General features: G+C 30.1%; 20 protein-coding genes. All 20 read right to left on the minus strand.

The features are described 5' to 3' along the window. Positions 1 to 27: 27 nt before the first annotated feature. Positions 28 to 2,394 carry a flagellar protein gene (locus tag FBE93_RS04445; protein ID WP_165434215.1) on the minus strand — a complete coding sequence of 789 codons (2,367 nt, stop codon included), beginning with the start codon at positions 2,392 to 2,394 and terminating at the stop codon, positions 28 to 30. Positions 2,395 to 2,416: 22 nt separating this feature from the next. Beyond that, positions 2,417 to 3,805, minus strand: a complete 1,389-nt coding sequence (locus FBE93_RS04450; RefSeq protein WP_002934219.1) for an NADH-quinone oxidoreductase subunit N — start codon at positions 3,803 to 3,805, stop codon at positions 2,417 to 2,419. Next, positions 3,795 to 5,282, minus strand: a complete 1,488-nt coding sequence (locus FBE93_RS04455; protein WP_002934218.1) for an NADH-quinone oxidoreductase subunit M — start codon at positions 5,280 to 5,282, stop codon at positions 3,795 to 3,797. Before FBE93_RS04455 ends, FBE93_RS04450 begins: the two co-directional genes overlap by 11 nt. 1 nt (position 5,283) lies before the next feature. Next, entirely contained in the window at positions 5,284 to 7,074 is a 1,791-nt protein-coding gene (gene nuoL / locus FBE93_RS04460; RefSeq protein WP_002934217.1) for an NADH-quinone oxidoreductase subunit L, read from the minus strand. Position 7,075: 1 nt separating this feature from the next. After that, positions 7,076 to 7,372 (minus strand): NADH-quinone oxidoreductase subunit NuoK, encoded by a 297-nt coding sequence (nuoK, locus tag FBE93_RS04465; protein ID WP_002851490.1) that lies wholly within the window; start codon positions 7,370 to 7,372, stop codon positions 7,076 to 7,078. Beyond that, positions 7,369 to 7,887, minus strand: coding sequence for an NADH-quinone oxidoreductase subunit J (locus FBE93_RS04470; protein ID WP_002870708.1), 519 nt, complete (start codon positions 7,885 to 7,887; stop codon positions 7,369 to 7,371). The genes nuoK and FBE93_RS04470 overlap by 4 nt, the downstream gene beginning before the upstream one ends. Beyond that, the gene (gene nuoI, locus FBE93_RS04475) at positions 7,884 to 8,525 is read right to left on the minus strand and encodes an NADH-quinone oxidoreductase subunit NuoI (protein WP_002934216.1); all 642 of its coding nucleotides are present in this window, start codon (positions 8,523 to 8,525) and stop codon (positions 7,884 to 7,886) included. The genes FBE93_RS04470 and nuoI overlap by 4 nt, the downstream gene beginning before the upstream one ends. 9 nt (positions 8,526 to 8,534) lie before the next feature. Further along, positions 8,535 to 9,533 (minus strand): NADH-quinone oxidoreductase subunit NuoH, encoded by a 999-nt coding sequence (nuoH, locus tag FBE93_RS04480; protein ID WP_002934215.1) that lies wholly within the window; start codon positions 9,531 to 9,533, stop codon positions 8,535 to 8,537. Further along, the gene (locus FBE93_RS04485; RefSeq protein ID WP_002934214.1) at positions 9,526 to 11,988 is read right to left on the minus strand and encodes an NADH-quinone oxidoreductase subunit G; all 2,463 of its coding nucleotides are present in this window, start codon (positions 11,986 to 11,988) and stop codon (positions 9,526 to 9,528) included. The genes nuoH and FBE93_RS04485 overlap by 8 nt, the downstream gene beginning before the upstream one ends. Continuing rightward, a complete protein-coding gene (locus FBE93_RS04490; RefSeq protein ID WP_002934213.1) occupies positions 11,985 to 12,677 on the minus strand; it encodes a hypothetical protein in 693 nt (230 codons plus the stop codon). Before FBE93_RS04490 ends, FBE93_RS04485 begins: the two co-directional genes overlap by 4 nt. Then, entirely contained in the window at positions 12,674 to 12,901 is a 228-nt protein-coding gene (locus FBE93_RS04495; RefSeq protein ID WP_002824979.1) for an NADH-ubiquinone oxidoreductase subunit E family protein, read from the minus strand. The genes FBE93_RS04490 and FBE93_RS04495 overlap by 4 nt, the downstream gene beginning before the upstream one ends. Then, a complete protein-coding gene (nuoD, locus tag FBE93_RS04500) occupies positions 12,898 to 14,124 on the minus strand; it encodes an NADH dehydrogenase (quinone) subunit D (RefSeq protein WP_002934211.1) in 1,227 nt (408 codons plus the stop codon). Before nuoD ends, FBE93_RS04495 begins: the two co-directional genes overlap by 4 nt. 1 nt (position 14,125) lies before the next feature. Continuing rightward, a complete protein-coding gene (locus FBE93_RS04505; protein ID WP_072225826.1) occupies positions 14,126 to 14,920 on the minus strand; it encodes an NADH-quinone oxidoreductase subunit C in 795 nt (264 codons plus the stop codon). Then, positions 14,917 to 15,420: an NADH-quinone oxidoreductase subunit B gene (locus tag FBE93_RS04510; RefSeq protein WP_002777888.1), complete on the minus strand. Its 504-nt coding sequence runs from the start codon at positions 15,418 to 15,420 to the stop codon at positions 14,917 to 14,919. The genes FBE93_RS04505 and FBE93_RS04510 overlap by 4 nt, the downstream gene beginning before the upstream one ends. Continuing rightward, positions 15,402 to 15,791 (minus strand): NAD(P)H-quinone oxidoreductase subunit 3, encoded by a 390-nt coding sequence (locus FBE93_RS04515; RefSeq protein ID WP_002824972.1) that lies wholly within the window; start codon positions 15,789 to 15,791, stop codon positions 15,402 to 15,404. Before FBE93_RS04515 ends, FBE93_RS04510 begins: the two co-directional genes overlap by 19 nt. Positions 15,792 to 15,903: 112 nt before the next feature. After that, the gene (locus FBE93_RS04520; protein ID WP_002934209.1) at positions 15,904 to 16,569 is read right to left on the minus strand and encodes an ATP-binding cassette domain-containing protein; all 666 of its coding nucleotides are present in this window, start codon (positions 16,567 to 16,569) and stop codon (positions 15,904 to 15,906) included. Next, positions 16,562 to 17,272 (minus strand): ATP-binding cassette domain-containing protein, encoded by a 711-nt coding sequence (locus tag FBE93_RS04525; RefSeq protein ID WP_002934208.1) that lies wholly within the window; start codon positions 17,270 to 17,272, stop codon positions 16,562 to 16,564. The genes FBE93_RS04520 and FBE93_RS04525 overlap by 8 nt, the downstream gene beginning before the upstream one ends. Next, positions 17,269 to 18,063, minus strand: coding sequence for an ABC transporter permease (locus FBE93_RS04530; RefSeq protein WP_072225825.1), 795 nt, complete (start codon positions 18,061 to 18,063; stop codon positions 17,269 to 17,271). Before FBE93_RS04530 ends, FBE93_RS04525 begins: the two co-directional genes overlap by 4 nt. Next, complete coding sequence (locus FBE93_RS04535; RefSeq protein WP_002934206.1) at positions 18,050 to 18,994, minus strand: ABC transporter permease; 945 nt, start codon at positions 18,992 to 18,994, stop codon at positions 18,050 to 18,052. Before FBE93_RS04535 ends, FBE93_RS04530 begins: the two co-directional genes overlap by 14 nt. After that, positions 18,994 to 20,529, minus strand: coding sequence for an ABC transporter substrate-binding protein (locus FBE93_RS04540; protein ID WP_165434216.1), 1,536 nt, complete (start codon positions 20,527 to 20,529; stop codon positions 18,994 to 18,996). Before FBE93_RS04540 ends, FBE93_RS04535 begins: the two co-directional genes overlap by 1 nt. Positions 20,530 to 20,667 lie beyond the last annotated feature (138 nt).

Raw genomic sequence — 20,667 nt, forward strand, 5'->3', positions numbered from 1 at the left:
CAAAAAGCTAGTTATCTCTAAATTTACTTATTGATTTAAAATTTGATTTTTACTCTTACATAAATTCTGCCAATTTGAAGCACTTTTGATTTCAAGACATTGTTTTAAACTTTCTTTTTCAGCTTGTACATTTTGCATTCTTTCATAAGTTAAGGCTTGGATATATAAAGCTCTTGCTCTATCTTCATCTGAAAGTTTTAATTTAAGTAAATCTGTTAAAACAGCTAAACTTTCTTCATTTTTATTGATTTTAGCCAAAGCATCAAGATACATAAATTCTAAATTAGGACTAAAAAGATTTATACCTTTAAAATTTTGATAGTCAATGGCCTTAGGTGCGTAAGTTAAAATAGTTGTTTGCATATTATGATCATTAGCGTAAGAAAGTAAAGCATCATAAGCTTCCACCATACTAAAATTCATTGGAAAACTTTCTAAAATTTGCAAAATTTTAATGGCTTGATTATAGTCATTTAAACGCAATAAAGATAAAAATTGCAAATAATAAGCCTTAAAATTCTCATCATCACTTTTTAAAATTCTAGAATTAGCTATATCTTTAGAAATTTTAATCACCTGAGGATATTGTTTATTATCAAAAAGAATAGATGCTTTTTGAAGACCATAAAATATAGAATCTTCATTATAATTTTTATCTATATAATCAAGTGCTTGTTCAACATTAGAAGTTCTGATAAGACAAGCTAACATTTGTTTTTTATTCTCAATTTTCTGACCTATATCATAAGCACTAAAACGCATAAAAATATTTGCAGCATTGATACAATTATCAGCTTTTATCGCATTTTTTAAATCATTAATGGCTGCTTTCTCTAAAAATTGAGTAGCATTTGGAATTTTTTTACTTTCTATAAGATCTTTATAAGCTAAAATAGCGCTAAAATTTCCCTCTTTATAATAAAGTGCAACATCTTCATCTAAAGCTTTATTTGCAATATTCTCATCTTTATTTGCATATTGCTTCATTAAATCTGTATAACGCTGATGCAAAAAGCTTGCATTATTATCACCTAAAGCAAAGAATACCTCATCACTTGCTTTTTTGATTTCATCTAAATACTTACCATCTAAATAATCATCCATATATAAATCAAGGTATTTTTTAGCATCACTAGATCTGTTAGTATGTGATAAAACTAAGGCTAAATCTTTTAAAGTTTCTTCATAACTTGGATCAAGTTTTGACATTTTAGCAAAGGCATCTTCATAAATACTTGCACTTATATCAAATTGTCCTTTTTGATTAAATAATTTAGCAAGTTCTAAAGATCTTGGAATATCTTTTCCAAAATATTCAGGATTGGCTTTTAAAATGGTATTAATATACTCTATAGCTTTATTTACTTGCTCATTTGAAAGTAAATTCTTTGCCAAACTCATAGCTGCTCTTGCAGCTAAATCTAAATTTTTTGTATTAAAATAAGTATTTTCATAAATATTTAGAGCTTTTTCTTTTTCATTTAAATTATAAATATAGTCTGCATAATCAAGTTTTGATAACTGAGTAAAATAATTATTAGGTTGTTCATTATCCAAAATCGACATTGTATACTCTACATCAGCACGCTGGGCTAAAGCGATATAAGTTCTTAACATTATATGTAAAACTTCTGAAAAATTTTTATCACTTGTAAAAGTACGCGTCCAATTTTTAGCATCATCAATCATCTTTTCTAAAATTTGTTGATCACGCATACTTGGATCTTGAGTGTAAAGTTTATTTTGAGCTCTTAATTTATAAAGTATAAATTCACTAGTAAAAATACTGCCACGATATCTATTGATAGCATTTTGTGCATCAATCACAACTTGATTGTAATTAGCCTTATCGTATTCTTTTTTGATGCGTAAATAAGTATTGATATCTGCACTTTGAGGAATAACAACAGGATCAGAATTTAAATCTAAAGCTCCAACATAAGGCAAACTCTCATGTGGAAAATTGATATTAAAATCAAGTCCATCATAGTCTTTAACGCGTACTAGTTCTGGTGTAAAAATAAAAGTAAAAGCCTTACTTTTATGCGAACTTGATGAACTAAGTTCTTTATCTATATAAATATTTTGAGAAGTGTCAAACATTCTTGCTTGTATTTTTGGCAAAATGATCATTTTAATTTTTTGAGCTTCTTGTATAAATTTTAAATCAAAAGCAGAAAAACTCTGATCTTTTAATTTATTATCAACCATACCTGCAATATCACATTCAAAATGAACTTTTGCTTCGGTAATAAATTTTTGACATGTAAATTCTAAATCATTACTCGCATGTAAAACTGCAAAAGCTTGATTATTTTCGCGACCCGTGTTTAAAACAAGCTCAAAAGCAAAAGCATTTAAAAAACTTAATAAAATTAAAAATAATATTCTCATAAAAATAATTATAGCAAAACTCTTATAACATTAACAATATAGCAAAAGTACTTACACAAACACAACAAGCTAAAATAAAATTTTGTATAAAACTAAACTTAATATTATGAACCCTATCATTTTTCATAAATAAAGCATGAATTAAAATCTTTAAATACGCATAAAGCATAATAACAGAAGATAAAGCCACAAAAAGCGCCAAATACCAATATCCATTTAAAATTGCTGTATTTAAAATCATAAATTTACCCCAAAATACTCCAAAAGGCGGGATACCTGCTAAAGAAAGCACACTAATGCTTAAACAAAAAGCAATTAAAGGTTTTTTAACCAAAAGCCCATTTAAACTCTCATAAGAATTATTCTCATAATTGCTTAAAATCATAAATACAGCATAATTTGCAAAAGCAAATAAAGTCCAATATCCAAAAATAGCAAGCAAAATCCCATCAAAATTTTGTTCTTTTAATAAAGGAATACAAGCTACCAAAACCAAAGAAGAATGCACTACAGAACTATAAGCAAACATTTTTTTGATATTGTTTTGACTTAGAGCCGCAAAAGCACCTATAAGCATAGAAAAAATCGCTAGAACTATTATGATATATTCAAAACCTGTATTATTTAAAAAATCAAACAAACGAATAACCACAACCAACATGGCAACTTTTGGCACAACTGAAATAAAAGCAACCAAATTTGTATGTGCTGCATAATACACATCTTTAAGCCAAAAATGAAAAGGTGCCAAAGAAAGCTTGATTGCACAAAGAACAAAAATCATCACTCCAGCACCCAAAAGCATGGGATCTTTTTGAAACTCGTTTTTTAACGCTAAATTAGCAGATAAATCTAAAGTTCCTGTTTTTAAATAAATAAAAGCTACAGCCATAACAAAAAACCCAGCTCCTACAGCCGCTACACTAAAGTATTTTATCGCACTTGAAATAGCATTATCACTTCCACGCATTGCTATTAAAGTATAAAGTGCTAAAGAAGAACTTTCAAGTCCTATAAAAATAAGCACTAAATTTGAGCTTGAAACCATCAAAAGCAAAGATGCGATCATAAATAAAAATAAAGCATAAAATTCACCTTGATTTTCTTCTTTTTGCATTAAAAGATATAAAAATGAAAAACACAAAATCACCAAAGAAGCATAAAATGAAACAATATCATTATTTAAAGTAGTCAAAAAAGCTTTTGCTTCTAAACCTTGAGCATTTGCATTATTTAAAATCAAAAAAGCACTTACAATTAAAGATAAAGAACTTATACCGATATAAAACGATCGATGAAATTTCCAAAAACCAGAGCAAAGCAAAAGAACTATTGCAGTTGTAATTAAAAATAAAAATGGATAAGATAAGCTTATATTTAAAAGTTCTAAATTTAAAAAATTATTTAACATTTGCCTCTCCTATTTTAGATAAAAAATCTAAAGTATTTTGCTCAACAGCTCTAATATTCATTGTTTTTATAAGATTATCCACATCTTTTTGTATCGGCTTTAAAAGTATATTTGGCATAAGCCCTAGTCCAAAAATCATTACTACAATACACACAAGCGCTACTATTTCTCTAAGGCGTAAAGAAAAACTCTCTATAAAGCTTTGTTTTTGCATGAAAAATATTTTTCTAAATACTGCGAACATATAAATCGCTCCCAAAATAATCACCAAACCTGCCAACAAAGCGTAAAATAAATTAATCTTTGCTATACCTAAAAGAATTAAAAACTCTCCCACAAAAGAAACAGTTAAAGGCAAAGAAACGCTTGCGAGTAAAATTAACATAAAGAAAATTGAAAATAAAGGTGCTTTTTTGGCCAAAGAATGGTAAAAAGAAATATCATAAGTATAATATCTTTGGTATAAAAGTTCAACCATTAAAAATAAAGCTCCCGTTACAATACCGTGTGCAAACATATAAAAAACCGCACCACTAATACCCAAAGCATTTAAAGAAAAAATTCCCAAAATCATCACACCAAGATGTGAAATAGAACTATAAGCGATCAATTCTTTAATATTTTCTGCTCTATAAGCAATTAAAGCATTATAAACGATACTCACTATACATAAAGCTACAATTAAAGGCATAAAATACACACTCGCATCTGGAAAAAGCGGTAAACAAAAAAGCAAAAATCCAAAAGGAGCCATTTTAAAAACTACAAGCATTACAGAAACAAGTACAGGCGAATTTGCATAAACCTTAGGTGCCCAAGTATGAAGTGGAAATAAAGGAGCTTTGATAGCAAAAGCGATAAAAAATGCTCCAAAAAGTAAAAGTTGCTCTGTAAAATTTACTGCCGAGGCATTATTTTTCCAAATTTCTAAGTCAAAAGTGAAGATGTTTAAAAGTTGATAATTCAAATAAGCTTGATAAATCAATGCTACAAGCATTAAAATTGAACCCGCAAAAGCATAGATAAAAAATTTCACCCCTGCTCTAAAATCTTTACCATAAACTCCCATAATATAAAGCAAAGGCAAAAGAGAAAATTCCCAAAAAACATAAAATAACAAACCATCTTTTGCACTAAAAAGCCCCATAATAGCAAATTCTAAAAAGAATATACAAGATACAAGTGCTTTTTGTTCCAGCTTTAAAAATAAAAAGCTTAAAAATATCATCAAAGAACTTAAAAGCATCAATACAAGTGCAATACTGTCTACTCCTACATGAAAGCTAAAAAATTTCAAAATTTTAAAAGAGAGATTATAATCAAAGCTTACCCCTTGTAAAAAATCCGCAAAAATATCCAAATTTAAAGCCAAAATCATAAAACTTACAACAACGCTAAAAACCTTAACGCCTCCACGATTTAAAAGCAAAACCACAAAAGCAGAAATTAAAGGAAAAAATATCAAATAATTTAGCATTTTACACCATCCATACCAAAATCAACAAAATCACAAAAGCTGCCACCAAAAATCTAAGCATTAAGTTTAAGCTGTTTGGCATAATCATTTTTTGTGAAATAATTTGAGAATACAAAGCAATTTTTTCAACTATTCTATCAAAAATATAAAGATCGCAATGCTTTAAAATCGCACATAAACTTTCATATTTTGAAACGATAAATTGATGATAGAATCTAGGAATAAAATAATCATTACTTAAAAGTTTGTGAATTTTATTTTCTTCAATACTTTCCTTAAACCAAGAATTTTTATAAGCAAAAATAGCCAAAATTACACCCAAAATAGCTGCTACACTCGCACAAATCATTACAATTTGATTTTGTGCATCAATAAAAACTAATTTTGTGCTTAAATATTCAAAAAAACTATGTTCAAAAAATCCTGCAACAATAGCTAAAACCATCAAAGGACTCATAGCCAAAAGTGCGATTTTACTTGCTTCATGTGGATGTTCATCATGCCTTGCAGGGGTAAAAAATACCAACATTAAAAGTCTAAAGCTATAAAATGCTGTTAAAAAAGCTGCGATTAAAAGCACTAAAAAAATACCGTGATGAAAAGAAATGAAAGAATATCCTAAAATCAAATCTTTAGAGAAAAATCCTGCAAAAGGATAAATTCCTGCTAAAGCTAAAGATCCTATACACATCAAAATAGCCGTAAATTTTAAAGGTTTAAAAAGTCCACCCATTTTTTTAATGTCTAATTTATCATTCATAGCATGCATTACATTTCCAGCACCTAAAAAAAGTAAAGATTTAAAAAAAGCATGTGTAGCTAAGTGAAATAAAGCTATACCATAAGCCCCAAGTCCTGCAGCCACAAACATATATCCAAGTTGCGATAAGGTAGAGTAAGCAATAATGCGTTTTAAATCCCTAGCCACCAAAGCCATAGAGGCTGCAAAAATCGCTACAAAAGCTCCAAGCAAGGCAATAATATAAGAAACCTCAGGAACTAAATCATAAAGCGTACTCGCACGAATTACCAAATAAACCCCCGCTGTTACCATGGTTGCTGCATGGATTAGGGCAGAAACAGGAGTTGGCCCTGCCATAGCATCAGCAAGCCAAGTGTGAAAAGGAAATTGTGCAGATTTTCCCATAGCTCCTATAAATAAACAAGTTGCGATTAAGATCAAAGCGTTATGATCTAGGCTTTGTACCATAGAAAAAACTTCATCATATTTTAAAGTTCCTGCTTGTAAATAAAGCCAAAAAATTCCTAAAAGCATACCCAAATCCGCAATACGATTCATAATAAAAGCTTCATTAGCCGCAAAAGAATAAGTATCGTTTTTATACCAAAAACCTATGAGCAACCAAGAGCAAAGCCCTACACCTTCCCAACCTACGAAAAGTCCTAAGAAATTATCACTCATAACTAAAAAAAGCATAGAAAAGACAAAAAGCCCCAAATAAGCAAAAAATTTATTAAAACCTTCATCATGAGCCATATAAAAAATACTATAAAAATGCACACAAGTAGCTACAATACCTACAACACTCATCATAGTAAGCGAAATGGCATCTATATCAAAGCCAAAATTTACTCCAGCAAACCATTCAAACAAACTCACATTAAAAGCTTCATTGCAAAAAAGCAAATACAAAGAACAAAAAGCACTTAAAGCTACTAAAAGTGAACAAAATATCCCTACAAATTGTTTTTTCTCACTCAAAGCAAAACAACTTGCAAACAAAAAAGCTATAAAAGGACTAAAAAGAGAAATCAAAGCTAAATTTTGCATACTAAGCCTCCACTTCTTTTAAGCTTTTTAATTCCAAAGTGCCTTTTCTCCTATACCAAAGCACACACAAAGCTACACCAACAGCTACTTCACAAGCTGCTACACCCATGATAAAAAGTGCAAAAACCTGTCCATTTAAATCATTGTGCATTTTAGAAGCTGCTACTAAGGCTAAATTAGCACTATTTAATAAAATTTCACTCGAAATAAAAAGCATAATGAGATTTTGTCTTTTTAAAATCCCTACAAGCCCTATAACAAACATTAAAATGGCGACAAAAAAATACTTTTCTATCATTGTTTTTCCTTTGTAAGCTCTTTATGAGTAAGAGTGATAGCACAAACTAAAGCAATCAAAAGCAAAATAGCTATAAACTCAAAAGCCAAAAGATATTTTGAAAAAATCGCTAAAGCCAGTTGTTTATTAAAATCAAACAAAGCAGGATCGTTTAAAGGCAAATCCGTGCTGATATTTTGGTATTTAAAACCTATAAGCATGGCCAAAAGTAAAATTGCACTTAAAACCACCAAAGTAAAAAAACTTTTTTTAGCTTTAAGCTGTTCTTTAAATTCTTTAGAAGCATCAAAAAACATCATCGCAAAACTATAAAGTCCAAGCACAGCTCCACTATAAACAATAATTTGTATCACGCCTAAAAACTCTGCATCAAGTAAAAAATAAAATCCTGATAAAAACACCATTCCACCTGCTAAAGCCGAAAGAGAATAAAGCATATTTTTACTTAAAACCGCAATAGTAAAAAAGCCTAAAACCACTACACTAAAAAATACAAAGGCTAAATTTTCTATCATTTGTTTTCTCCTTGCTCTTGTGTGTTTTGATTTTCTAAGGCACTTTCAAGCATCGCATCGTAATAATTTGGTGTTTTTTTAACCCACAAATTTGCATCCTTTCTAAGGCTTCCCGCTCCTTCAAATTCAACTTGATTTTTAAGCTTATCAATAGGAGTTAAAAAATCTTGCTTATAGCCAAAATAAGATCTTTGCTCGGCTGCATTTTCATACTCTGTCCCATGTACTATAGCAAGTTCTGGGCAAACCTCAGCGCAAAAACCACAATAAATACAACGCCCTAAATTAATACTATAATTTCCTACTTTTTTACGCCCATTTTCATCTAAAGAAGTTTCCATTCTAATACAATTGCTAATGCAAATTTTTTCGCAAAGCCCACAACCTATACATCTTTCATTTTCGCTTTCTATAAAACGCATCAAACGATGAACAGCACGGTAACGATTGTCAAGCTTTACCTTTTCAAAAGGATATTTAATCGTAGCGCTATTATTTCTCTTAAGTAATTCTCTCATCATCACAAAAAGCCCTACAAAAAGCTCTAGTTTAATGCTTCTACGCAAAGCTTGTGAAATTTTCTCCCAAGTGCTAACAGGAGTTTTTCTTTTCTCATCCACTAAATAATAATTTTTCATATCAAACTCCTATAAAAGAACTGCCAAAGCAGTGATTAAAAGGTTTAAAACCGCTAAAGGGATTAAGATCAAATAGCACATTTTCATCACTTGATCTGGACGCAATTGCGGAAAAGCAGCTCTTGCCCAAAAATACCAAAAGAAAATAAAACTTGATTTTACTATCATCATAATCCAACCAGGAATAATCCAAAAGCTATTAAAACCCCCTAAAAACAAAAGAGTTACCAAAATAGCTCCAGCTATCATAGAAGCATATTCACCTATAAAAAACATACCCCATCTTAAACCCGAATACTCCGTTCCATAACCCGCTACAATTTCAGCATCATTTTCCGTCAAACAAAGCGGAGTTCTATTAGTCTCTATAAATAAAGCAATTATAAAAAGCACAAAAGCCAAGGGCTGTTTAAAAATAAGCCAAGAAAAAAATCCATCGCTTTGATAATTGTTAATATCCACCAAAGAAAAAGAACCTACAAGCATTACAATAGCGATCAAAGCTAAAGCTCCTACGCTTTCATAGGAAATAATCGCTACAAGCCCTCTTGCAGCCCCTAAAATCGACCATTTATTATTACTTGCAAGTCCACCCAAAAATACCGCATAAAAGCAAAGCCCTGAAGTACCGATGACAAAAAGCAAAGCTACATTAATATCTGCCACTATAGGCTGAATCGCTCTTCCAAATAAAGTAAATTCAGGTAGCATAGGAATAGCTGCTAAAGAAACAAAAGCACAAATAGCAGAAATCAAAGGTGCTATAGCAAAAATAAATTTTTGCGAATTTGAAGGGATTATATCTTCTTTAGTAAAAAGTTTTATCATATCAGCTACAAGTTGAATAAGCCCAAAAGGCCCTACCATATCAGGCCCTATGCGTCTTTGAAAATAAGCTAAAACTTTTCTTTCAGCATAAGTTGCAAGACCTGCTAAACTCGCAAATATTGCAATGATAATAATACATTTAATCAAAGCCTCTAAAGCAAAAAAAGCAAAATCACTCATGGCTTGCTCCTAATTTTTCTAAATTCGCCACAACAAATCTTTCATCAAAAAAGCTTAGCGTGTCAAGTTTTTCATCAAAATACGGCAAGAAAGCCCCATTTTTTATATCCTTATCCACACGCACGCTAAGGCTTAATTCTTTATCTTTTACTTTAAGTTTTACAAGATCTTTATCTTTTAAATTTTTCTCTTTAGCTAAATTTTCACTTACACCTAAAAAAATCACCTCATTAATCGCACTAGCACGATTTGAAAATCTACCAAATTGATAACTAGGATTAGCACTATAAAGCAAAATTTCATCTTCTTTTGGGTTTAAATTTTCAAAATTTGGAGAAATGAATTCTTTTTTAGCAACTTGTTTAAAACATTCTAAATTAAGCTCATACCCCCTTTTACACTCACCTGCATTAGTATAAAAATTGTCTAAATGATCAAAATCAATCGGAGAAAAACCTTTATTTATAGGGAGTCTCTTAGTATAATTTATAGTATATTCCTCATCAAAACCTAAAGCATTAGCTAAATCATTTAAAAAATATCCCTTAAATTCTAAAGCAGCGTTAGTTGGCACCACTCTTTTATCATAATTTAAAAAAGTTCCTTCTTGCTGATTTAAACTCGCACTAGCTAAATTTGCATGCTCTTCATAAGAAAAACTAAAATCACCTTTTTCATTATAACCTAAAGTCTTGCCCTCTTGTGTGTTTTTATCCAAATCACAAATCATAGCTACACCTAAGGTATTGGTATGTGTAGGATTTAAAAAGACTTTAAAAGGAGTGGTATTTTGGATCAAAGCAAGTAATTTAGCAAGTTTTTTGGCATTTTTATGAAAATAAAAATCACTCCCTATAACAAGAGCAAAATTTACTTTTTTAAGCAATAAATCTTCTAGTTTATCTTCATCTATACCTAAATTTTTAGCAAAAACAGAGCGTTGGACTTCTATAATTTTTTTTACTTTCTTAGGTACGACTTTTTTTACTTCTTTTTGAATTTCATTGCCTTCTTCATCTTTTTCTATGACTTGTTCTACAACTTCTTCATTGATACTTTCTTCTATTTCTTTATTTTCACTAACAAAAAACTCTGCTAAATGAGTTTTGATACCTTCATCTTGGCTAAATTTTTGAAGTAAAAAATATAAAATTTGCTCTTCATCGCCACTTTTATGAACGTGTGAGATAAAATTTTTAGAATATTTTGCTATACCCGCATCTTCTATAGGATGAAAATAAAGCCCTGATCCTTTACTCATCACTAAAGCATTATTGATTTTATAGCTAAGCGTTGGAGCATCATATCTTAAAAGCGTTCCAGCTACAACCAAAAAATCACTTTTTGTTATATCTTGAGTATTAGCGCTATAAAACTCGCCAGAATTAGCGATAAATTCTTGTAAAAATTCTTTAAATTTCAAAGCTTCTTCATTGATCAAAGAAAGATTAAATTTCTTTTTTAAATTTTGCAAAATCAAAGCTTCTTCATTGGTAATAAAACTATTAAATTTAATGTTTTTAATTTCATTTTTCTCAAAAAGTTTCACAAGTTCTTCAAAGGCTTTTTCATCTTTATCCGCCTCATTTTGTGTATCAAAAGCAAATCTTGCAGCCTTATTTAAACTCGCAAAAGCAAAATCATTACTCACACGATAAATTTTTTCTTTTTGACTGCTAATACCACTTTGCTTAATATCATAATACATCAACTCACAATCGCTTGAATGCGGATTTGAAGCAGGGATTCTTTTAAGTTCCCAAATATTTGAAGTGTATTGAAATTTCGAACCTATCAAAGCCCCTGTTGGACACACACTTGTACATTCTCCACAAAATGAACAATCAAGCGTATCGCCATTTGCAGGGCCTATCAAACTTTTTTGAAATTTAGTCCAAATCGCATAAGCATCTTTTCCCATGCTCTCTTTAAAGCTATTATCTACACTATCGCCACCACGAGGAACAGTTTTTAAAGCGCTTTCACCGATTTTATCCTTACAAACCGTAATGCAACGCTCACATACTATGCAAAGTGCGGGATCGTAATTAATCATTCCCCAATGTTTATGCGGTTTATGTGTGTCTTTAATCCAATATTTTTGAACATTTACACGACTTTTATGAGTGAAATTTTGCAATTCACACTCGCCTGATTTATCGCAAACTCCACATTCTAAAGGATGATTGATGCAATAAGCTTGCATGATCTCATTTCTTTCATCCCAAAGATTTTGCAAATCACTTTCTACAACCATACCCTCTTTTGCTTTAGTATTGCAAGAATATACCTTTTTACCATCAGCTTCAACCATACACATACGACAAGCCAAAGTAGGACTACAGCCTGAAAGATAGCAAATCGCTGGGATAAAAATATCATTTCTTCTTGCTATATTTAAAATATATTCGCCTTCTTCAAAGGCGCAATCTATACCATTAATCTTAACTGTCATTTTGCTTCCTTTATGCGAATTGGAGTAAAATCAAAACCATTGTTTTCATAATTTAAAAAAGCTATGGTGCCTTGTAAATTTTCATCTAAACAAAGCTTGGTTTTAAGACTAAAATCTTTAGCCAAAATTTCAACTTCACTTTGATCTTTACATTTTGCAATTTGTAAAAATTGCCTTGAACAATGTAAATTTTTATCTTGCAAATTTGCTCTAAAAAGCACTAAACCATCATAATTATCTAGTTCTTTTAGGGTGTTTAATTTTGCCTTTTTAAAATCGCATTCTTCTTCATCGCTATCTAAAATCTTTAATTCATATTTTACGCTTAAGAAATTCAAAAAATATTTGATATTTTCACTATCTTTGTAAGAATGGATATTTTTATCTATAATTAAATACTTAGCCTCTTTTAAAAAAGCAAGCACTTCACCTGCTTCTTCCTCTCCAAAACAAGATTCAGCACTTAAATATCCCTCATCTAAATCGCAAAAATGCCTTTCATCGCTTAATTTACAAAGCAAGGCTAAAACAAAACTCAAACTTGCAATTTCGCATTTGTAAAATTTAGCTTTTAAGTTTTTATCTTCCAAACAAGAAATATTAATGCTATTTACACCTATTTTTTCACATAAATTTTTGTTTTTAAGGCTTGGCATATCTAAAAAACAAAGAGCATTATCATAAATCATACTCTCTCCTTTTTTATAACAATAGTCCAATCCACTTGATTAAATTTCAAAGAATTTAAAAGCTCACAGCCTTGTTCTTTTACAAAAGAAAAACTTTTTTCAACAGGAGAAAAATCGCCGATTTCAAAAAGCACCACTAAAACCTCACCTTGTTTTGCTTCTTTTATGATTTGTGCTAAATCTTCAAAAAGCTCTTTGCTTTTTCTTAAATCTACTCTTCTCATCGATCTATCTCGCCTAAAACTATATTTACATTACCCATAATGGCTACAACATCAGCTAAATAAGTACCTACAAGCATTTCTTCAAAAAACGCACAATGCCAATAACTAGGCGTTCTAGCCTTTAAGCGATAAGGTCTTCCTGTACCATCACTATGGATAAAAAAGCCAAGCTCACCTTTTGGACTTTCAGTAGGCACATAAACTTCACCTTTAGGGGGTTTTAAACCTTGAGTGATTAAAACAAAATGCTGCATTAAAGAATAATTCTGCGTTAAAATTTGTTCCTTTGAAGCACTTACATACTCAGGATGCGTAGCTAAAATTTCAGGTGGAGTATCTTTATAAAGCGTGGCACATTGTCTAAGGATTTTCAAACTTTCACGAAATTCTTGCATATAAACTTTATATCTTGCATAAGAATCCCCTTGTGTAGCATAAGGCACACCAAATTCAACTTCATTATAAAGCAAATAAGGCTCTTCTTTGCGTATATCGTATTTTATGCCACTTCCTCTTAACATCACACCTGTACAACCCCAATTTAAGGCTTGTTCTTTAGTAACTACACCTACATTTTCAGTTCTTAAACGCCAAATTCTATTATCATCTAAAAGATCTTCATAATCTTTTAAATCATTTGGAAATTTATCGCAAAATGCAAGCATTTCTTCTAAATAATTTTCAGGTAAATCAAGCATAACCCCGCCTATTCTCATAGAAGAATGTGTAAGCCTTGCACCACAATACTTTTCTATCAAATCCAAAACATATTCTCGTTCTCTAAAGCAGTATAAAAACACACTCATCGCACCAATATCAAGCGCATGAGTGGCAAGCCAAAGCAAATGTGATGTGATACGATTTAATTCTAAAAGCATCATACGTATCACTGCTGCACGGCGTGGAATCTCTAAACCACAAAGCTTTTCAACCGCTGCACAATAAGCATAATTATTTGCTGAAGCAGCGATATAGTCCATTCTATCAGTAGTAGGAATAAATTCTTGATAAATCATATTTTCAGCCATTTTTTCCATACCACGATGCATATAACCTATACAAGGACGTGCTTTTACAACTTGCTCTCCATCAAGTTCTAAAATAAGGCGTAAATTTCCATGTGCTGAAGGATGTTGAGGGCCTAAATTGATAATCATCTTTGAGTCTTCTTGCTCAAAAGCTATATTTTCATAATAAGGTTTTAACTTGCTAGGAATTTGCATTTTAACGCCTTTTCTCTAAAATTTTTGCTTCATCACGTTTTACTTTTTTTACAAAAGCCACGCCTTCATCTTCTTGATATTCTTGTTTAAAGGAAATTTCCTTCTTTTGACCACCTTTTGGCACTTCATGATAAAGTCTTGCAAAATTTAGCGTATCTTTATCATCAACAAAACCAGAATCTCTTTGTTCTTCACCCACTACTTCACGATATTCTTTGCCAAAAATTTTATCAATCTCATACCATCTTGCAAACTCATCGCCCTTTAAAGGATAAGTTTTTAAAAGCGGATGTCCAAACCAATCATCAGGCATTAAAATGCGTTTTAAATTGGGATGATTTATGATGAAAATTCCAAACATATCATAAATTTCTCTCTCACTCCAGTTTGCTCCTTTAAAAATATGAGCCACGCTTTGCAAACGCTCTTTTACGCCTACAAAAGTTTTTATTCTCACTCTTAATTTTTTTTCTAAATTTAAAAGCTGATAAAACACTTCAAAACCATTTTTATCTGCTATAAAATCAATAGCACTTGCTTCTGTAAAACTTAAATAACCTAAAGTTTTAAGCATTTGCAAGATTTTAACATTGTCTTCTTTTTTGATTTCTATTACCCAAAAATCAAGCTCTACAAAGGAATTTAAAATTTCTACTTGAGTTTTTAAAACTTCAAAATCATCTTTAAAAACACTTTCATTAACATCAGATTTTACAGTGTGTGGCGCGTGATAAAATCTATCTTTGTAATAATTTTGAGTTTGAGCATTTTTTTTATCGCTATACTTTCTCATTATACCAACCTTTTAGGTGCGATTTTACGACTTGCTTTTTCTTTGCGGATCTTTTTTTGCAAAATCATCAAAGCAAACTGAAAACTTTCTGGACGTGGAGCACAGCCTGGCACATAAATATCTACAGGTATAATTCTATCCACTCCTTGAACCGTAGAATAAGTATTAAACATACCGCCTGTATTGGCACAACTTCCCATAGAAATCACCCATTTAGGATCAGGCATTTGATCGTAAAGTCTTCTTGTAAATTCAGCATGCTTTTTACATAAAGTTCCTGCGATAATCATCACTTCACTATGGCGTGGTGAAGCTCTAAAAATCGTTCCAAATCTATCAAAATCATATCTTGAACCCCCAGCCGCCATCATCTCAATCGCACAACAGGCAAGTCCATAAGATAAAGCCCATAAAGAATTACTCCTGCCCCATTGAACTAGTTTATCAACACTAGTTAAAACTACGGGCAAACCACTTGCATAATTTACTTGATGCTCTGCCATGCAAACGCTCCTTTTTTATAAGCATATAAAAATCCAACTCCTAAAAGTACGATAAAAACAAAAACTTCTAAAAGCCCAAACCAACCTAAATCTTTAAAAATCAAAGCCCAAGGAAATAAAAACACAACTTCTATATCCAAAAGTATGAAGATTAAGGCGATGATGAAAAATTGAGAGTTAATCTTGTTAGCTTGTTTAACAGGAATAGGACCACATTCATAAATTCCAAGTCCTAATTTTTTGCGATTTTTTGCGGCAAAATTATTACCGATTTTTGAAGCTAAAAAAACCAGTCCAAAAAAAATAACACTAGCAAGTACTAGCATTAAAAAAATACCAAAATAAGGATGCGAAGCATCTATATGAGACATTTATTCTCCTTTTTTAAAGCACTTTAATCACTCCACAACAAAAATTAAATTTACACTTTTCTTTATTTTACTCTAAACTTTCTATATTGAAACTTATATTAAAAAATATTTTTTAAAGTTTTAATTTTTTATGATTAAATTTATAAAAAAGATCACTTTGATGGGTTATAAATATATAAGAAATATTATTTTTTTGCTGATAGTCATATAAAAAAGTTAAAATTTCTTTAGAGGTTTTAATATCAAGCGCTGAAGTAATTTCATCTAAAATCAACAATTTAGGATTTAAAACCAAAGCACGGATAAGACCTACACGCGTGGCTTCTCCTCCGCTTAACTCATAGGGTTTTTGTTCTAAAATTTGTTTTTTTAGACTAAAAAAATCAAAAAATTCTAAAATCAAATCATCATTCTTTTGTAAATTAAAATTTTCCAAACCATCTTGTATAAGATTTTTGATTTTTTTATAAGGGTTTAAAGCCATTTTTTGATCTTGAAAGCAATACTGAATTTGCTTTCTTAAAAGTCTTTGTTTGTTTTTATCAAGCTTGTGTAAGTTAAGATTTTCATACCATACCTCACCCTCACTTGGATCTTCTAAAAAACAAAGAATTTTAGCTAATGTGCTTTTACCTGCACCACTTTTACCTAAAATTATTAAATTGTCATTTTCATTTAAAGAAAAATTGATATTATCAAAAATAATATGTCTTTCTTTTTTTAAATACCAATGCTTTTTAAGCTCATAAAACTTACTTAAATTACAAACTTTAAGCATTATAATACCTTAAAAATTCATCTAAGCTATATAAATTTGAACTATTTTTTTCTAGCATAAGAATTTCATCTGCTAAAGAATTTACCAAATTTAAATCATGAGTGATGCAAACTAAGGCTGTGTTATTTTTTAATTCTTCTAAAATCGATATAATCTTAGAAGCGTTTTCTTTATCCAAAGAAGCTGTGATTTCATCACAAATTAAAATTTGGGGTTGATTTAATAATGCCAAAGCTAGGCTCACCCTTCTTGCCATACCCAAACTTAATTCATTAGCATAAGAATGCCACAAACGATCAAGATTTTCAAATCCTAATTTTTGAAAATAAGAAAAAGCGTAATCTTTTCTTTCTTTTTGTTTTAATTTTGTATGAGTTTTTAAAACAAGATGACATAAATTTCCAATATCCAAATAAGGATAAAGACTAAGCTCTGCATCTTGCAAAACAAGTGCTACATTAGAACGAAAATCTCTAAGTTCTTCTTTGTTAAAATTAAAAATACAAGAATTATGAAAACTTAATTCATCAAAACTTATTGTGAAATTAGAATCTAAAAGTCTTACCAAAGCTTTTCCTAACAAACTTTTGCCCACTCCACTTTGTCCTAGTATCATTAAAGTTTTACCTGTTTTTATATTTAAATTAATATCCTTAAGCAATAAATTATTCTTCAAACTGATATTTAAATTTCTTACCTTCAAGATCTTATACCCCAAATTTTTTGTAAAAAATTACCCAACCATAAAAGAGGTAAAAACAACAAAAGCAAGTTTAAAAGTGGAAAAAGTATCATCCACCAAGCACCTATAAAAACTGCTTTTGAAGACTCACTCAAAAGAGTACCTAAAGTTGGAATTTCAAATCCTAAACCCAGTCCAAAAAAACTCAAAGTAGCTTCTGTGGCTATAGCATGAACAATATTAAATATAAAAAGTGTAAAAATCAGTGTTTTTAAAGCAGGTATTAAATCTTTAAAAAAAGCTCTAAATTTAGTTCTTCCAAGCACTATATTTGCTTTGTAAAAATCTAAATTTTCAAGTCTTTTTAATTCACTTTCTATAATTCTTGCTATGAAACACCAATGAATTAAAGCGATTAAAAAAATCATCAAAAACACATCAGAAGTTATCATACTTTGAAAAAACATCATAAGTAAAAAAGCAGGCAAGGCTAAAAAAAACTCTAAAATACGCATCCAAAAAACATAAAAAAAACATCGCGCTAAAAACAAATAGCACAAAGCAAAGATAATAGACAATAAAGATCCACCAACACCTATAATCAAAGAATTTCTCAAAGCAAAAAGCAAACGAGAAAACAAATCTCTGCCTAAAAAATCAGTCCCTAAAATATAAGTAAAATTAGGAGCTTGATGCAAATTTTCTAAATGAGTACTTAAAATATCAAAAGGAGCCAAAAAAGGTGCAAACAAGGCGCATAAAAACAAAAAAATTAAAGGCGCAAGAATGATAAGAAATTTAAACAAAATCAAGCCTTCTTAATCTAGGATTTAAAATCCTAGCTACAATATCACTTAAAAATGTAAAAAATGCTGCAAGCAAAACACTAAAAAATATAAGCGCAAGAACAACAGGATAATCTTTAAAAATAATACTTTTAAAAAGTAAAGACCCAAGTCCCTCGTAAGCAAAGACACTTTCTACCACATAAGTTCCCATCATAAAACTTAAAGCACTTCCCCCAAAATAAGCCACAATAGGGCTTAAAGAATATTTCAAAACTAAAAAATAAATATCTTTCTCCCTTAAAGCTCTAGCGTATAAATTTTGAATAAAAATTTGAGAAAAACTTTCATTGATAAAATTTCTAGCAATCCTTAAAAATAACGCCAAATGTGATAAAACGAGCACCAAAACAGGTAAAATCAAATGCTCTAAACGATTTAAAAAATCATCTTCAAAACCTATATCACTACTTCCCATAACAGGCAAAATTTTCCAAAAAATTCCAAAAATCAAAACAAACAATAAAGCCAAAACAAAAGGAGGTAAAGCAAAAAAATTAAAAGCTAAAAAAGTAATAATTTTATCTATAAAACTTTCTTTATAAGAATATCCCAAAAGTGCCAAAAAAACACTGAGTAAAAATAAAAGCATTAAGGCACTAAAACCCAAAATAAAAGTATTAAAAATTCTTTCTTTTATAAGCTTTAAAACACTTTCTCCACTTAAAAAAGAAACCCCTAAATCTCCTTTTAAAGCCTTAAAAAGCCAAATTTTATACTGCTCTAGAAAAGGCTTATCAAGCCCTAAATTTTGTTCTATTCTTTGAACAAATTCTTTACTTTGTGAATTAACTCCATTAGCATAAGCTATACTGCCTTTACTAAAATAAAGTAAAACAAAACATAAAAAAGTGCTAAAAAATGCTACGACAATACTAAAAACTAAGCGTTTTAGCACTATTTACTCCACTCATAAACATTCCAAGTAAAACCCACTCCGTGATGACCTAAAATCCTTGTTTTGATACCTTTTAAATCTTTATTATAAACCAAAGCAAAATCAAGATAAGCTAAAAAAATAAAAGGAGGATTTTCATACAAAGCATCTATAAAATCTTTATAATATTTTTTTCTCTCTTCTAAATTTGAAGTATTTCTTGCTTTTTGCAAGGCTATATCCACTTTTTTATCATGATAATGTCCAAAATTCCAACCCTCATCATTTAAAGCACTATCTTGCGAACTTTCAAATACCCTAAAAGTGTGAAAATCAGGATCTAAAGGACTTCCCCAGCCTATTAAAAAACTATCTACTTTAGAATAATCAAAACTTCCAGCAGGTTTAGCCACCACCTTGCTTACAACTCCTATTTTTCTAAATTCGCTTTGCAAAATTCCAGCTAAACTTACCCTTAAAGGATCATTACTCATCGCCCAAATTTCAAATTCTAAAATTTTCCCATCTTTTTCAAAATTTCCATCTTTATTTTTCTTAAAACCTGCACTTACAAGCAAGTCCTCGGCTTTTTTAGGATCATATTTGTAAATTTTAAAATTCTTAGAATTTACCCAAGAACGCTCTAAAGGGTGATTGGCTACAAAAGCATAATCATGTAAAAGATTTTTTACTATACTTTCTTTATCAACTGCGTAATTTAAGGCTTGTCTTACTTTTAAATCTTTTAAAAATTCATTATCAAAATTAAACATTAAAGCCCGATAATCAGCCGATTTTTCACGCAAAATTCCAAAATTTTCATCATTTTTAAAAATATTTAGCAAAGAAACATCGATTAAAGCTGCATCTATCTTGCCATTTTTAAGCTGGGCACTAGCTATAGAAGGATCAAAAACGTGTTTTATAATAAGTCTTGGAGTTTTTACCTTATCAAGATAAAAATGTTCATTGGCTTTAAATTCAACATATTCACCTTTTTTCCATTTTACAAATTTATAAGGACCTGTACCTATAGGATTTTGATTAAAAGAGCTTGTGTTTAAATTCTCATTTTCAAGCAAATGTTTAGGAAGCATTCCTATGCTTAAAGCATCTAAAAATGCAGGATAAGGTTTAAAAAGTGTGATTTTTACATGAGAAGGATTTAAAATTTCCACACTTTTAATATCTTCAAAATTGACATAAACAGAAGAATTGTTTTTAGGATTTTTAAAGGCTTCTATGCTAAATTTCACATCATCAGCACTAAATTTGACTCCATCATGCCATAAAACATCATCTCTTAAAAAAATATCATAAACAAGCCCGTCTTTACTAACATCCCAAGACTTAGCCAAATCAGGTTTTAAACTCATATTTTCATCAAAACGCGTAAGCCCTGAAAATACAAGATTAATCACTGCATCATGATCCTCGCTATAAGCAGGATTTATCCTTGTGATTTCATTTTCAACTGCTATAATAAGCATATCTTTTTGGGTTTTTGCTTCTAAATTTATAAACAATAACAATACAAAAATTAAAAATCTCAACATAAATAAACCTTTTCATTTAATAATTTGTAAAATTATAAAACAAAAAAACTCAACTCGCAAGCCTATACGGGGGATAAAGTTATATTTTAGTTATAAATTTCTATTTAAATACTATTTTAATAAATTTCTATCACTATA

This window comes from Campylobacter sp. CFSAN093229 (assembly GCF_011068225.1).
GTDB lineage: Bacteria > Campylobacterota > Campylobacteria > Campylobacterales > Campylobacteraceae > Campylobacter_D > Campylobacter_D jejuni.

Bases quoted from the DNA above. Each gene is read 5' to 3' on its own strand.
- FBE93_RS04445 (WP_165434215.1), bottom strand. From the start codon at position 2,394: ATGAGAATATTATTTTTAATTTTATTAAGTTTTTTAAATGCTTTTGCT.
- FBE93_RS04450 (WP_002934219.1), bottom strand. From the start codon at position 3,805: ATGTTAAATAATTTTTTAAATTTAGAACTTTTAAATATAAGCTTATCT.
- FBE93_RS04455 (WP_002934218.1), bottom strand. From the start codon at position 5,282: ATGCTAAATTATTTGATATTTTTTCCTTTAATTTCTGCTTTTGTGGTT.
- nuoL (WP_002934217.1), bottom strand. From the start codon at position 7,074: ATGCAAAATTTAGCTTTGATTTCTCTTTTTAGTCCTTTTATAGCTTTT.
- nuoK (WP_002851490.1), bottom strand. From the start codon at position 7,372: ATGATAGAAAAGTATTTTTTTGTCGCCATTTTAATGTTTGTTATAGGG.
- FBE93_RS04470 (WP_002870708.1), bottom strand. From the start codon at position 7,887: ATGATAGAAAATTTAGCCTTTGTATTTTTTAGTGTAGTGGTTTTAGGC.
- nuoI (WP_002934216.1), bottom strand. From the start codon at position 8,525: ATGAAAAATTATTATTTAGTGGATGAGAAAAGAAAAACTCCTGTTAGC.
- nuoH (WP_002934215.1), bottom strand. From the start codon at position 9,533: ATGAGTGATTTTGCTTTTTTTGCTTTAGAGGCTTTGATTAAATGTATT.
- FBE93_RS04485 (WP_002934214.1), bottom strand. From the start codon at position 11,988: ATGACAGTTAAGATTAATGGTATAGATTGCGCCTTTGAAGAAGGCGAA.
- FBE93_RS04490 (WP_002934213.1), bottom strand. From the start codon at position 12,677: ATGATTTATGATAATGCTCTTTGTTTTTTAGATATGCCAAGCCTTAAA.
- FBE93_RS04495 (WP_002824979.1), bottom strand. From the start codon at position 12,901: ATGAGAAGAGTAGATTTAAGAAAAAGCAAAGAGCTTTTTGAAGATTTA.
- nuoD (WP_002934211.1), bottom strand. From the start codon at position 14,124: ATGCAAATTCCTAGCAAGTTAAAACCTTATTATGAAAATATAGCTTTT.
- FBE93_RS04510 (WP_002777888.1), bottom strand. From the start codon at position 15,420: ATGGCAGAGCATCAAGTAAATTATGCAAGTGGTTTGCCCGTAGTTTTA.
- FBE93_RS04515 (WP_002824972.1), bottom strand. From the start codon at position 15,791: ATGTCTCATATAGATGCTTCGCATCCTTATTTTGGTATTTTTTTAATG.
- FBE93_RS04520 (WP_002934209.1), bottom strand. From the start codon at position 16,569: ATGCTTAAAGTTTGTAATTTAAGTAAGTTTTATGAGCTTAAAAAGCAT.
- FBE93_RS04540 (WP_165434216.1), bottom strand. From the start codon at position 20,529: ATGTTGAGATTTTTAATTTTTGTATTGTTATTGTTTATAAATTTAGAA.